Genomic DNA, 14,208 nt, shown 5'->3' with positions numbered 1-14,208 from the left:
ATCCTTAGACCGGCAACTAGATGTTGCCGGAATTTAAAACAATGCTGAAAACGGCTCCACCTTCATCACGGGAACTGGCAAGAATCCCTCCGCCATGAGCCTCCATGATCTGCTTGCTTTGATACAGACCGATCCCCATGCCGCGTTCCTTTGTGGTTTTAAACGGCACGAACAAGCCTTCACGCAAAATCTGCTCATCTATACCGTCACCAAAATCCATAACCTTTATGACGGGGCCGTCTTCATCATCTATCCGAACTACAACCTTTTTGCTTTCTCCGGCTTCGATAGCGTTAAGATAGAGGTTTAAAACAACTTTCTGTAACTGCTCTCTATCCACATAAGCTTTTACCGGTTTTCCTTCGTATTTGATATCAGCTGCCGGAACCAGCTTTCCCGCCTCTTTAGCAAGTTCCATGAGATCTACCCAGTCCAGATTTAGAGTCTCCCGTCTGGGTATATTGACCAGTTGCGCAATCAGCGAATTCATGCGCTCGACAATATTTGTCAAAGACTCAATCATATCCTGCTGAAATTCAGGGTCGTTAATGAATTCGCGAGCATTATCAACAAGCAGTTTAAGAGGGTAGACCTGATTTTTAAGATCATGCAACAAAAAGGTTGCAACTTTACCGAATCCTTCCATATCCCTTGCTTCGGCAAGCTCATCTCCAAGACGAACACTGGTAATTGATGTAGCGACCTGACGGGCCACAGTCCGCATCAGCTCTTCATCCTCGGAGTCATATTTCTCCATAGGGCTGACCGGAGAACCGAGCATGATCATTCCCAGAAGAGAGCTTTCCGTAAAAATAGGGATAATGAATCTGATCCCCCGGTACTCACAGTAGCCCTGCAACTTGCCATCAATTATGTTCCTGTCGCGTTTAAGATCAAGAATAGTGTTCTTTTTTCTCAGAACGCGGACCAGTTGCAATGTGGGCGACAACTCCTGCTTGTCCGGTTCCATTTCATGGAAAAGAGCGGGAGAATAGTTCTCTGAGTTACGTCCCTGAAGGAAAATGACTCCTCCTCCCGTACCGAATGTTTCACAGAAAAATATTAGAATATTGCTGCAAAGCTGGTCCATACTTTTTGCCCCGGTTACCTGCCGGGTAAACTTCAGCCACTCAGAGCGATAATCATATTTTTCGCCATAAAACTCCCTTTGTATGAGAACCTTGACCTTCCGCCGCCAGGTTTCGGAAAGGAGCAGCACAATAAGCCCTAAAACTCCGGCAAACAGCACGAGAAGGAAAATATAGGAACTGAACCTGCTGCCAAAAAGTTTGGCCCCTTCACCCGCTATTCCCACAATGAGAAAAAAAACAGCCGAAAACAACACCACGAATGATTTATAGGCCAGTTGACGTGAGATAACTATTTTTTCCCGGCCCCGCTTGAGTTCGGAATACATGACCATCGCCAGCCCGATAAACCCGGCCCACATTCTGGGATAAACATACTCAACATCAATGGCCCGCAGCAGGAGACTCTGGCTGAAGTAGAGCATAAAGGACACTATCATGGCCCCTGCCCCCAGAATTGCAAACTTGATCTTCCACTTTACACCATGCCGTGCATGGGCAACAGTCGCTTCCAGATTATACAGGGCCACAGCCATAAAAAGGAGCATCTGCAGATAGTAAAAGAAAGCTACAGGTTCCAGAAATAAAACTTTGTCCAGCTTGAAATCAGGGGAATAGTAAAACCCAGAAGCCGGAATAAAAATAGTAAAGCAGGCCGGAACAACAGATAGCAACAGAAGCACTCTATTGGCCCGACTCAGATCATTCCGGGAAAAACTACGGCAGAAAACAAGACTGAAGAACAGCAACACCGGACAGAGCAAACCTTCAAGAAGCAGAGCAATACCTCTGGTGTCCGGAAAATCCGGATTATTGCTCAAAGATAGCAGATCAAGAAAATTAAGAGCTGAAAAAAGGCCTACCACAACCACAAAAGCAACCGAAGAAATGTTCAGTCCTTTTTTCCAGATAAGAAATACCGAACACAGTACCATCAATACAGGCACCAGTAATTGTGGATTATATCCCATCCCACTTCCCCTCAGCTGGATTTTTCAGGTAAAAATTCTTTGATATCGCGATGGAAAGCAGTCAGGAAATCAACAAGAAGCTCCTCGTTACCTGACTCTCCTTCCTTAACTGCTGCTGAAACTCTTACCAGCGCAGTATCCCGCCTGCGGTGAAAGACTGAAGCTGTTATCTCTCCTGCTTTCATCCCCAGTTCGGAGTCAAAAACATTACCAGCAACCTGATACCAGTACATAAGCTGAACCTTCACGCCCCCTTTCATGTACAGGGACCGGACCACCGGAAGAGCATCTCCACCGACATTGATCTTAATATTCTGCCGGGACTCCAGATTCCATCCCCCGCCCGGCAGGCAGTTTTTGGGAGAATGAACGGGTCCTGCTCCCTGACCGCCGTCATGGTAACCGATATATAAATCAACAAAGCGTCCCTGCGGGTTGATATACCGCCTGAACAGATAGTCCGTAGGATTGAGCACTTCTATTGTACTTTGATCAAAATGCTGGCTTGCAACAGTCCGCCACTGGCCAGAAGCAACCGGAAAGCTGTCAAGAGGCCGAGTAAGAGGATATGAGTCATCTTTGTGAAACTGCATGAAAAGACCAGCAGTAAGCAACAGGACACAAACGATTATCAGTCTATGCCGCATAACGGGACTCCATATATTTAAGCAAACCGCAGATAAGGCTGAGCAGAATCATGGCAATAAAAAATATGACCATTCCGGCAAACTCGTGGAAAAATCCTTCAGCTGCTGAACGGCCATAGTGGAAAGCGAGAATTCCGGTGACTACAACTCTGAATATATTTGTAGCCACCGCAACGGGAACTGAAGAAAATACCAGAAGCCAGCGGCTGAGATTTCCTTTCAGAAAAATAACCGCAAATGTAACCGACAAGGCAATCAGGGAGACCAGAGATCTCAGTCCACTGCATGCATCAGCAACTTCGAGCACGATATTGGGGAATGAAATAATATTGCCTTCCCTCAGAACAGCGTAGCCCATCAATTTTATTATATGGACAGAACACCAGGAGACAAACAACTTAAGAGGAAAAGCAACGGCATCGTAAACGATGTAAGGGAGAGGGATCATCAGGATAAGATAGGCCAGAGAGAGTCTTAATTTTCGAAAGACCTCCCTGCCGAACAGGTAAAGAATGATACCGGACAATACTACAATCAGGGAGAGCCGCATGTTGTAGTATTCGGTTGCCATCCATCCCAGAAGCAATTGGACAATTCCGAGCAGCAGGACAGGCAGGCCAAGATTTGATCCCTCAGACCTGCTTGTTTTTATACCGTCCCAATTGTCATAGATAAACCACGCCGCCACCAGAGGCACGATGAAACCATGCGAGTAGTTATCATCCGAGACCCACACACCTGCCATTGCTCCAACGATGCGGGCATAAACAAAGCTCAAAAAGATCAGAACAAGTATCAATTGATACTTATACGTTTCAAGTTCCTGCTGAAAAGTCATCAATCCCCCGGTATACGTCCAGTCAATGAAGAGGCATGGAATAGATTACAGCGATGGTTCCATTCAATGAATAGAAGTCATTAAATAAAAAACACCGCAGTTCTCCTCCCCGGACAAAACGGGGAGTAAAAACAACAACCTACTCCTTAGCAAACATTGCGCCAAGGGGATGATTTTTTTTACATACTCCAGGAGAAATTGAGACCGATGGTGTTACTGATATAGTCGTTGTCTGTTCCGGTATCGTCAGTACTTTTAAAACGATACTGCAGGCCGGAAGAGATCTGATCAGTAAAACTGTAGGAAAGTCTGGTAAGGAAAAAGGTGATTATCTTCTTTTCCGCGCCATCATAAAAATCACTGTACATATTGTAGTTAAGACCGAGCAGATCTGTCAGCTCATGATGCCCACCGAACTCAACCCGGAAATAGCTGGTTCTGACTGTGGAGTCCGGATTATCCAGATCGTTGTAAGAAAATGTGAGCTTGGCATTACCGCGCCCATATTCTTTATTCAACCCCAGTGAATGGGTTATCTTGTTTTCAGTGTCTCCGGATTCAGGGTTCTCCTGAAAATCCATACTGCTACTCAGTGATCCTACAAAAGTATCTGTAAAAGCGTAGGTAAGAAGAAAATCGTAAGGCAGGTATTTGGTATCTTTGGATTCATTGGAATCGTAGTCTGTATATGTAGGCGAAACACTAAGAGAGAGAATCGACCCTTCAGAGTAGCTGTAGGAAGTCCCAAGATCTATACTGTAGCGGTTGAGTCTGCTGTTCTTGTCATCGGGGACACGCCTTTCATATCTAGCACCGCCATTGATACTCCAGACATCATTTAGCTCATGGTTGAGACTGCTGTAAGCGCTGTAAATAGTCTTATCCACACTGTCTGAGGAACTGTATGTGAGGTTCTGAAAATCACCACCTACTTTGAGGCTTGTCCGTTTCTGCAACTCAAAATCAAAATAAGGAGTCAGGTGAAAATCATTCTGTTCAGTTGTTCCTGCGCTGGTATCACCTTCGGCTACATCCCCGCGGGCAGGATCCTTGTACACCTGTTGATACCGGTCTGTAACATCTATATAAAAAAGATCTTTGAGAGCTTCCACATTCAGCGCAGAATCAAGAAAGTTGTTATTTTCATCGCTTTTGACGCCATCAAGGTAATCTTTGTATTCATAATCATAGGAAAGATTGAAGAAAACACGGCTGTGGTCATAGCTGGCACTCAATCCGGGTTTCAGAATACCCACAAAATCACCGCGCCCGTTCTTTTTTTCTTCAACATTGTCGTTGTATTGAGCTGTGGCAGAAAACCTCGGCTCAAACTTAAATTCCTCACAACTGCCCGGCACAACTTGAAAAAAGGAAAACAACAGCACAAAAAGGAAAAGAAAGGGCAATTTAGCTTTGATCAATGGAAGCCTCTTAAAAACGAATTATGTAATACTAATGAAATATAACAATTACATTTAACCTTTCGTTATTTGAGTTGCAATCCTAAAAATCCGTTTTTTTACAATAATATTGCAAAAACTTTCCTCCAGAAACCTTTTGAACGCTTATTGATTTCATCTTCAGGCACAAAATTTTCATGTCCTGAAATATCAGACACCTCGGAGACTTCATTTTGTGCTTCATGGCTATACAATGTTTTAAGGTGATCCAGCTCCAGGCTCTGCTCCAGAACCTTTTCTTCCAGTTTGCCAATACGCTCGATCAAAACTGGTACCATTCCAGTATCAGTCGAGCTAAGCTCGCTTTCAATCCTATTGATCCTGAGTTCCATACCGCGGATAACTTTCAATACTTTTTCCGCAGATTTATTCTTAATGCGGCCGCTTTTTGCAACCCCGTCATCTTTTGCATCAAATGGATTCGATTCCACAGGCCAGTACTGGCTTTCAAAATCCAGTTCATCCACTATCTGCTCAATATCCTCAAGAACAACCTTCTTGCTTTTACGCGCAAAAGCATCGATGAGCATATAATCACAAAGAATATTTATAAGCCTTGGGATACCACGGCTTTTCTCGCTTATCAGTTCCAGCGCATCAGATTCTATAGAAACCGCGTCACGGTTTCCGGCACATTCCATTCTCCTGAAAATGTACTCCCGGCTGTCACCAGCAGTAAGCGGTTTCAAGTGGGTGGCAATCTGAATGCGCTGTCGTAATTGAATAAGCTCAGGGCTGTTCATAGAATCACGTAGCTCAGGCTGTCCTACCAGAATTATCTGCAGCAGCTTTCCACCATCTGTTTCAAGATTCGACAGCAGCCGGACCTCTTCAAGCAGATCGTTTGAAAGGTTCTGGGCCTCATCAATTATGAGCACCGGCCTTTTTCCCAGAGCATATTGATCTATCAGGAATTCATTGAGATCACGAAGCATGACGGCCTTGGACCTACCGTCGGTTTCAAGGCCGAAGTCATCATTGATCATAGTCAGCAACTGTAGGGAATCCACCTTGGTATTGAAAACTTTGGCGAAAAGATTGTCCCCTAAATGGTTGCTGACCAGTTCTTTAATCATAGTGGTTTTGCCCGCGCCCACTTCCCCGGTCAACAGAATAAATCCGACTCTGGAATCAATTCCATAGCGCAGATAAGTAAGAGCCTTGCTGTGGGTACTGCTCAGAAAGAGCATCTCCGGATTAGGCAACTGGTCAAAGGGGCGCGATTCAAAATGGAAAAAATCTTTATACATGAGGATTTCTTTCTATCTCGCCTTAACTGTAATAATATTGATATTTGATTTCTTCAAGACTGCGGGAAAGAGGGTCCATACTGCTGGCCTGAACAAAAGCAGCTCCGAGAAGATTGCTTCCCCCAAGGGCGGAGACCGTTTCACGAACCTCAAAATGTGTAAGACCTCCCTCTTTTACAACCAACAGGACACCATCAACCATGTTGGCCAGAATCCTTGATTCTGCGAAGGGCAGTACAGGCGGTGAATCAATAATTATGTAACGATCCGAATAGCGGTTTTTCATTTCCGCCAGGACAGCTTCCATGCGGTTTGAAGCCAAAAGCTCACCGGGATTAGGCATGGGAGTTCCTGCAGGGAGGAATGAAAGCTTGTGAATACCGGTTTTGATCATGGCTTTACTGACATCAGCCCCTTCCAGAAGACAATCTGAAAGGCCGTAATTATTATCAAGCCTCAAAAGATTGTGGCAGCTTGGCCTACGTATATCAGCATCAACAAGCAATACAGTATGGTCAAACTCCTGAGCAAGACTGATTGCCAGATTAGTTGCTGTTACACTTTTACCTTCATCCACAGTTCCACTGGTTACAAGCAGCATATTCTTGAAATCTTTAGCCTTGCTGAGCCTTATTATATTCTGCTTTAATTTTCGAAATTCTTCTGCAGCCCGGGAGTTGGCATCATTTATCGAAACAAGCATGCGTTCCCCGCGGATTCTGTCAAGACCGCCGGTGTACTGTCTATTTATGAATTTATAATCCAGTGGTTTCCTAGCATCATTTTCCGAGAGATCTTCAGTTGAAAGAGGAGCATCTGGGGCATGATTGTGCACCGACTGCTCCCTACCGGCATCGGTAGATCCGTTCTGAATTCGACTTCTTTTTCTGGTAGCCATTTTAAGTGCTTCTTCTATTCTGCTCATCACTTATTTCCTGCTTTTTACATTGAAGCGGATATCTTTTTAATCGCCAGATCAACAACCCCAAGACCAAAAAACTCCACTACCGCAAAAGAAAGGACAACCAAAATTCCCAGAGCGGCTATTGCCCAGATTCTGATGGTCCTGCGTCTTTCCTTGACCACATATAATGATCCTTTAACTTTAGGTATGACTGCAAGCACCGGAACACCCAGTTCACGCAGAGCATCCACACTTTTTACTGTCGGGCTGATCATATCTAGCAGGAACACTACTCCGAAACCCAGCCCAAGACCCATAAAAATACCCATCAGATCTATTAAAGGCCTGTTCGGGCTTGCCGGGGACGCGGGAACAACAGCCGGGTCCAGAATTCTGAAGTAAACAGACTTATCCTGAAGCTCCATTTCCTTAGAGACTTCCGACTGCCCATAACGTGAAACAAGCTGTTCATATATCAGAACTTCTTTTTCTCTTTTACGTTCAAGTTCCGCAAGCTGAGTCTGGACCTTAGGCATCTTCAACAGGATTTCTTTATTATCAGCAATCTTATCCTCAAGCCGTTCCTCCATAACCCTCAGGGAAGCAATGCGCACCTTGAGACTCTGATATTCCTGTGAACGGTAGACCTGATTCATCTGAGCTTCCCTGTTTTTACTGAACTCCCTTTCCAGTTCATCAATAGTGCTCTTCAGGGATTTTACTCTGGGATGCTGTTCTGTATACCTAACCCTAAGCTGAGTAAGTTCCTGCTCAAGGCTTGTTATCTTTTCCCGCATAGGGGAGCTGTTGATAAGGACTTTGCGTGAAGTCTCAAGAGAGTTGATCTCCATCCGGACCTGCTCTAATTCATCCTGATATTCTTCTATGCGTGCACGGACAGAGACCTCGTCTGAAGACAATATCTTACCTGATTCAAGCTTGAATTCATCGATATCCTTCTTGGCCTCATCAATTCTATTCTTATAAACCTTGATCTGCTCTGCAAGAAAGCGGGTTGCTTCAAATGATTCTTTTCTTTTGAGGGAAGTATTTTCTTCGATATATATTCTGGTCAGGGTGTTAACAACGTCACGGGCAAGCACGGGGTTGTTGTCAGAGTACCTGATTATTACAACCCCCCTTTTTTCATCAAGGGAGACCTTGATTGTATTCTGCAACTTTTTGATGATCGAATCAACGGAGACACCCTCTTTAAGGGCAACATCCATATCAAGCTGCTTAATAACTTTGGTAATCAGACTCCGACTGAGCATGGTCACCCGTATAGCTTTGATTTTGGTCTCCATGGACGGGGTAATCGCAATGCCCTTCACAAGGTCCCTTATGACGTTATGTTCAATAAAAAGGATACTCTTGGCTTCATATTTGCGGGGCATGGCGTAACTTACAACCAGAGCCGAAAACATAATTACCAGTGCGATTGAAACAAACAGACCTTTGCGTTCATTGATCAGGTAAAGATAACGCATTAAATCAAAGGAGCCTTCCTGCCCCCCTGATTCATTCTCATATTTTGGCATTCCCGACATCCTAGAAGAAACTCTCACTTGCGATTATGTAGTCACCGGCTTTAAGCATTATGTTCTGCTTGAAGTCTCCTTCTTTGAAGAGTTCCTCGGTTTTGACTACAATGCGGGAATTACCTCCGCCAGCTTTTCGGATAACCGTTATTTCATCTTCATCGGCATATTTATCAAAGCTTCCAGCCTGAAGCAGTGCATCAAGAACAGTCAGACCATCATAGTAGACAATGGCTTTCGGCTCTTTTACCGAACCCAGAACGAAAACATTGCGCTCGTATTTGACCGGCAGAAAAATAGTATCGTTAGGTTCAAGCTGCATATCCTTTTCAAATTCGCCTTTGCTGAACAGTCCGGAAAAGTCCGACATAATTTTTTTACCGTTACGATAAAGATATGCTTTCTCAAGATCAGCCGCATCAAGACTGCCGACAGAAGCCAGAACCTGCAGCAGCGTTGTGCGCTGGGGCATATCGTAAACAGTGGGGTTAACTCCTCCACCAACAATAAAAACTCTGCTGTTAACACTTCTGATCAGGGAAACACTGACGATGGAATCTTTAACCAGCCGTGCAATCTGTTTCTCGGCTCTTTCTTTGAATTGGGTAAGGGTCAACCCGGCCGCTTTCAAATCATCAATACCGGGCATTGACACTTTACCGTCCGGACGGACAATAACCTGGGATTCAAGCTCTGATTCACCCCAGACCTGAACTTTAAGAGTATCGCCCTCACCGATAATGTAATCGCGAGCAAAAGAATTAGGGACCAGAGCTAACATCAACAGCAGTGTAAGAATAATTTTTTTCACAATCAGACCTCTTAAACCCGGACTATTGTCCCATTTTTTTCGCCATAACTGAAACAGTCTCCAGCATGATCCTGTAATCGAACCTGAGCGAATAGTTCTTAATGTAATACAAATCGTAACGCAGCTTTTCGATAGCATCCTCTTCAGACTCACCGTAAGGATAACAGACCTGTGCCCACCCTGTTATTCCCGGCTTAACAAAATGCCGTTCTGAATAGTAAGGAATTACCTTTTTAAGGTTCTTGACAAACTCCGGACGCTCCGGACGCGGACCGACAAGACTCATGTCACCTTTGAGAGAGTTGATAAGCTGAGGCAGTTCATCTATGCGGGACTTTCTAAGAAATTCCCCGACACGGGTAACACGTGCATCATTCTTTCGGGCCCATACTGCCCCGGATTTCTTTTCGGCATCTTTGCACATTGTGCGGAATTTATAGATCGTAAAATTCCTGTCTCCCTGCCCCACCCTTGTCTGCTTGAAAAGGATCGGTCCTTCAGAGTCGAGCTTGATGGCAAGGGCGATAAACGGGACAAAGGGCAGCACAACTACCAAGCCTATCAGAGAAAAAACAATATCAATAGTTCGCTTGATGAACCTACGCAAACCGAGAATTTTGAAGCCGCTTGAAAAAATAAACGAACTGGGCTTTATATTCTCCAGAAAAAGCTTACGTTCAACGCGTTCATAGAATTCAGGAGCATCAATAACTTCATAACCGCTCAGCTTGCAATTGATAAGCTGCTGCAGGGGCAGAGTTCCCCTTCGTTCAGAGAGAGACACTACGATAAGTGACGCCTTTTCAGAACGGGCTTTATCAAGAATTACGTTAGGGAGCTCCTCATTTGAATCATCACAGTCAAATTCGCCCGGTCTGCATTCCACAAAACCGCTCAGCTCATATCTCCCATTGCCGCCACTGGCCATGCAACACATATCTTCTGCCAGGGCCCCGTTGCCGACGACAAGGACATTATTCATCATGCCTGGAATTATCTTCCAATGGCTGACAATAAATATACAAACAAGCTGGGTCAGACCGAAGAAAAAGAGAATGAAGAAAACCATTTCCTCTATTTTTGAGAAAAGTCCGGTTGTCCAATACAGGACAAAGGCAATATTGGTAGCCAGAATCAGGCTGATAGCCAAGGTCAGAATGCTCCCTACTTCTCTTGGACGGGTAAGGTAAGTCACCACATGGACCACCACTGAGGAGAATACCGCCACCCCGGCAAGAATTGAAAGCTCAGAGGCCCGTAAGGACATTACTGAAAACATCTGTGCGAAATCCTTGAAAAAGAACAGCGAACAAATGAGCAAGGCAAACGAGAACAATAAAAAGTCCTTGAATATTCTAACGGAAGCTAAGGCAACCATTATTCTTTACCTCCTTGTTTAGAGCTATCTTTATTTATTCTGGATATTAGCTTTACTGCTTCACCCGACTCCTGGCAGTTCACGCACTCCGCAACCTTTTTGAAGTAGACAAGAGCCTCCTCGCTGCGGCCTGAATCAAGATAGGCAAGACCGAGGTGATAACCGATTGATGGATCATCCCCATTTATTGAGAGAGCTTTTTCAAGAACTGGAACTGCTTCCTTGGCCCGGTCATTTTTAATAAGTGTATAGCCGAATGTATCTAGAACAGTAGGTTCAAGCGGTTCCTGAAGATAAGCAGTATAGGCAAGACGCATTGCTTCAAGAGAGGTTTCAGGATCCTCAACATACAGCATTGCAAGATTGTTCAATGCGGGTACATAGCGGTCAGAATACTGCAGAGCCTTGCTGAAACTGTCTGCAGCTTTTTTCTCATATCCCATCTGCAGGAGAATATTTCCCTTGATTGTATGAGCAGCATGGTCCTGTTCATTACGCTTGATGGCTGCATCGACAAAATTTAAGGCTTTCTTGTACTCGCCACGGCTGCTGTAGTAGCCGGAGAAAGTTGTCATTATAACTGATTTGGGTCCACACTTCTGCTGGGCTTCCTTAAGAATCCCATAGGCACGCTCCGAGTCACCGATGCTGGAATATATCCTGTAAAGAGTAAGGTAACCTACAGGCTGCTTAGGAAAAAAATCAACAATCTGTCGGGCTGAACGTATGGCCTTATCACTGTCACCCATTATCATATGGGTGCGGATTCTTAATCCCAGTGCTGCACCCTGCTCTATCTTTTCCATTTCATTACAAAGCTGCAGGACTTCCTGAAACCTTTTCATTTCGAAAAGTACGCTCGCACGAGTCTGGGCAAGGCGCAGACTCATGGGATTCAACTTTCTTCCCTGCGCAAGAATTTCAAGAGCTCTGTCATTCTCACCATTTCGGGCTTTGCTGACAGCGTAACGAATAAAAGCCTCCGGAGCTTCGCTCTCCAAGGCCTTAAGATAACAAGCTTCTGCTTCATCTTTCCGGTCAAGCATATTGAGAATCTGGGCTTTGCCAAGAAGCCCCCTAAGAAAATCAGGATTTTGTTCAAGGGCACGATTGTACATGACAAGAGCTTCATCGGTTTTCTTTTCTGCAAGGTTCATTGTAGCAAGCATCATGTAAGGAGTGACTCCCTTCGGGTCCGCTTCAATAGCCTTGTTCAGATAATTCTTAGCCTTATCATATTTATTCTCAATCAGATCCATTCTTGCAAGAAGGGTGTAAAGCAGAGCATCCTCGGGACTTCCGTCCAATCCGCTGGCAAGAACCTCGCGAGCTTTGGCGTTCTCGGCATTGCGGAGATAAAAAGCCGCGAGAACAACCTTTGGACGAACATTTTCAGGTGATGCACTTATGGCATCCTTGAGAGCGGATTCGGTTTTGCCGAGTTCTCCCATGGAATAATGAACAGCTCCCATTTTGAAATATGACTGCGCAACTTCAGGATCTAGCTTAGTCGCCTTTTCATACTCTGCAATGGCCTTACTGCTCTCGCCCTTGGCAAAATATGCATCACCCAGTGTCATCCTTGCAAAAAGGTTGTCACTGTCTTCTTCAATAATCTTACGAGCTTCAGCAACGGATTCGTCATATCTCTGCTGATGGAGGAGAATCTGACTGATCAGTTCTCTTGCGCGTGAAAAGCCGGGCGAATAATCAACAGCTTTACGAAGATGGCTTATAGCTGTCTCGTAATTGCCATTTTCATAGTTACAAATACCCAGCATATAATAACCTTCAGGATCGGGACGCACGGAAACAGCTTCCATGTATGCATTGACCGCCGCGTCATATTTTTTCTGGGTATAGAAAGACAGCCCAACCAACTTTCGTCCGAAACCTGTTTCAGGAGCTATTTTATCCAGACTGTTGGCCAGACTCCATGCCTTGTCGAATTTACCTTCCTTAACAAGACGCTTACCTACTACATAAGCGGCATATGCATCATTAGGATGATTTTCATGGATTTTCAGGAAAATATCTTTGTAGGCTTCAGTGTCACCACGCTCAACAACGCATTTGGCCTTAAGGTACAACCCTTCATGGTTGATTTGATCTTTGGCAAGAATCTTATCGACAAGGACCTCAGCATCAGCGGTTTTTGCGTTGGACAGTAGAACGCGGGCCTTACCGAGCATTGCTCTGATATTTTCGGGATCAAGATTCAGGGCTTTATTGAAATAATCCATTGCCGCCCCATTATTGCGGGAGAAAAAGAAAGCCTGTCCCATCAGGATATTTCCTTCTACTGATTCGGGGTAAGCTTCATTATACTTACGCAGCAACTCGAGAGCCTTGATAAAATTTTTATTATGGAAAGCTATCTTACCTAAATCAAGGTAGACAGTATTGTCGTAAGGATTCTGTAAAAGATATTTATCAAAATTCTTTTGTGCACTCTCGTATTTCTCTGCCATTAAGTATGATCTGGCAAGACCGAGTCGTGCATCGAGGTTTTCAGGAGACTTATCAAGAACACTCTTGTAAACCACAATCGCGCCATTATAATTTTTGTCGGCAAAATGCTTCTTACCTTCCTCGACGAGTTTTCCGGCATTGCTTCCGCCACAACCAGCCAATGCTCCAATGACAAAGATAATTAGTATTAATCGCTTCAAAATGAATCTCCCGGAATTATATTTTGCCACCCAACTAAGCTATTTCCGTGCCAACTATATCTTCACAGACATAAACAACGGGATGGAATCAATTTTATAAAACCGAGAAAAACAGGAATAAATACAGACAATTACACAAAAAACATCGATATTTAAATTTACCGTCATATCATAAAACCGGAACTGTTAAACATACCATGAGAGGCCCCCGAACCTTACTAAACAAAGGAATATAGAAAAGGGAGGTTCTGGAAGAATAAATAAATAATCTATCAAACTTCTTATGGAACAAATTTAAACAAGATTAGCCTTTTTTATTTTTATGAAAGCCTTGAAAAGCCGCCAATATAACATCAGAACAGGAATAATCCGGATACCCGAGTACATAGTCCGGTAAAATCAGACGGCCACCTCAGCCAACACTCAAAGCATTTACCCTTATAAATCAGAATATTATAAATTATAAAAAAACACCCAAAAACCAACCCTATAGAATTATACCCTTAATACCCTCTACAAGTAGTGTCTGTTTAAGCCGGACAATCTAAACTTGCCCGTGCTACTCTCAGTACCTCTGTAGATCACAGGTTAGGATAAACAGTGTCCACTTTTTCAGGATTAGTATTCAGAATTGATTAGCTCATTTCA

The 14,208-nt window shown here is 44.2% G+C and carries 10 protein-coding genes; all 10 read right to left on the bottom strand.

All coding sequences use genetic code 11. The features are described 5' to 3' along the window. Positions 1 to 16: 16 nt before the first annotated feature. Positions 17 to 2,059, bottom strand: coding sequence for an XrtA/PEP-CTERM system histidine kinase PrsK (gene prsK / locus ACZ5PW_RS09465; RefSeq protein ID WP_464560220.1), 2,043 nt, complete (start codon positions 2,057 to 2,059; stop codon positions 17 to 19). Positions 2,060 to 2,070: 11 nt separating this feature from the next. After that, positions 2,071 to 2,706, bottom strand: coding sequence for an exosortase C-terminal domain/associated protein EpsI (locus ACZ5PW_RS09460; RefSeq protein ID WP_464560218.1), 636 nt, complete (start codon positions 2,704 to 2,706; stop codon positions 2,071 to 2,073). Beyond that, positions 2,696 to 3,544, bottom strand: coding sequence for an exosortase/archaeosortase family protein (locus ACZ5PW_RS09455; RefSeq protein WP_464560216.1), 849 nt, complete (start codon positions 3,542 to 3,544; stop codon positions 2,696 to 2,698). Before ACZ5PW_RS09455 ends, ACZ5PW_RS09460 begins: the two co-directional genes overlap by 11 nt. A gap of 179 nt (positions 3,545 to 3,723) precedes the next feature. After that, a complete protein-coding gene (locus ACZ5PW_RS09450; protein ID WP_464560213.1) occupies positions 3,724 to 4,965 on the bottom strand; it encodes a TIGR03016 family PEP-CTERM system-associated outer membrane protein in 1,242 nt (413 codons plus the stop codon). A 98-nt stretch (positions 4,966 to 5,063) separates the two neighbouring features. Beyond that, complete coding sequence (locus ACZ5PW_RS09445) at positions 5,064 to 6,254, bottom strand: XrtA/PEP-CTERM system-associated ATPase (protein ID WP_464560211.1); 1,191 nt, start codon at positions 6,252 to 6,254, stop codon at positions 5,064 to 5,066. A gap of 22 nt (positions 6,255 to 6,276) precedes the next feature. Continuing rightward, positions 6,277 to 7,179, bottom strand: a complete 903-nt coding sequence (locus ACZ5PW_RS09440; protein WP_464560209.1) for an XrtA-associated tyrosine autokinase — start codon at positions 7,177 to 7,179, stop codon at positions 6,277 to 6,279. Positions 7,180 to 7,196: 17 nt separating this feature from the next. Next, a complete protein-coding gene (locus tag ACZ5PW_RS09435; protein WP_464560207.1) occupies positions 7,197 to 8,699 on the bottom strand; it encodes an XrtA system polysaccharide chain length determinant in 1,503 nt (500 codons plus the stop codon). A gap of 10 nt (positions 8,700 to 8,709) precedes the next feature. Next, positions 8,710 to 9,510 carry a polysaccharide biosynthesis/export family protein gene (locus tag ACZ5PW_RS09430; protein ID WP_464560205.1) on the bottom strand — a complete coding sequence of 267 codons (801 nt, stop codon included), beginning with the start codon at positions 9,508 to 9,510 and terminating at the stop codon, positions 8,710 to 8,712. Positions 9,511 to 9,532: 22 nt separating this feature from the next. Further along, entirely contained in the window at positions 9,533 to 10,888 is a 1,356-nt protein-coding gene (locus ACZ5PW_RS09425) for a TIGR03013 family XrtA/PEP-CTERM system glycosyltransferase (protein ID WP_464560203.1), read from the bottom strand. Further along, a complete protein-coding gene (gene prsT, locus ACZ5PW_RS09420; RefSeq protein ID WP_464560201.1) occupies positions 10,888 to 13,560 on the bottom strand; it encodes an XrtA/PEP-CTERM system TPR-repeat protein PrsT in 2,673 nt (890 codons plus the stop codon). The genes ACZ5PW_RS09425 and prsT overlap by 1 nt, the downstream gene beginning before the upstream one ends. Positions 13,561 to 14,208 lie beyond the last annotated feature (648 nt).

The sequence above is a fragment of the Maridesulfovibrio salinus genome (assembly GCF_055394525.1).
Note: the sequence above shows the minus strand (reverse complement) of the source record. Positions and strands in the feature narration are given on the sequence as shown.

Excerpts from the sequence above, each read along its gene's own strand:
- ACZ5PW_RS09460 (WP_464560218.1), bottom strand. The coding sequence starts at position 2,706 with ATGCGGCATAGACTGATAATCGTTTGTGTCCTGTTGCTTACTGCTGGT.
- ACZ5PW_RS09445 (WP_464560211.1), bottom strand. The coding sequence starts at position 6,254 with ATGTATAAAGATTTTTTCCATTTTGAATCGCGCCCCTTTGACCAGTTG.
- ACZ5PW_RS09425 (WP_464560203.1), bottom strand. The coding sequence starts at position 10,888 with ATGGTTGCCTTAGCTTCCGTTAGAATATTCAAGGACTTTTTATTGTTC.
- ACZ5PW_RS09455 (WP_464560216.1), bottom strand. The coding sequence starts at position 3,544 with ATGACTTTTCAGCAGGAACTTGAAACGTATAAGTATCAATTGATACTT.
- ACZ5PW_RS09440 (WP_464560209.1), bottom strand. The coding sequence starts at position 7,179 with ATGAGCAGAATAGAAGAAGCACTTAAAATGGCTACCAGAAAAAGAAGT.
- ACZ5PW_RS09435 (WP_464560207.1), bottom strand. The coding sequence starts at position 8,699 with ATGCCAAAATATGAGAATGAATCAGGGGGGCAGGAAGGCTCCTTTGAT.
- prsK (WP_464560220.1), bottom strand. The coding sequence starts at position 2,059 with ATGGGATATAATCCACAATTACTGGTGCCTGTATTGATGGTACTGTGT.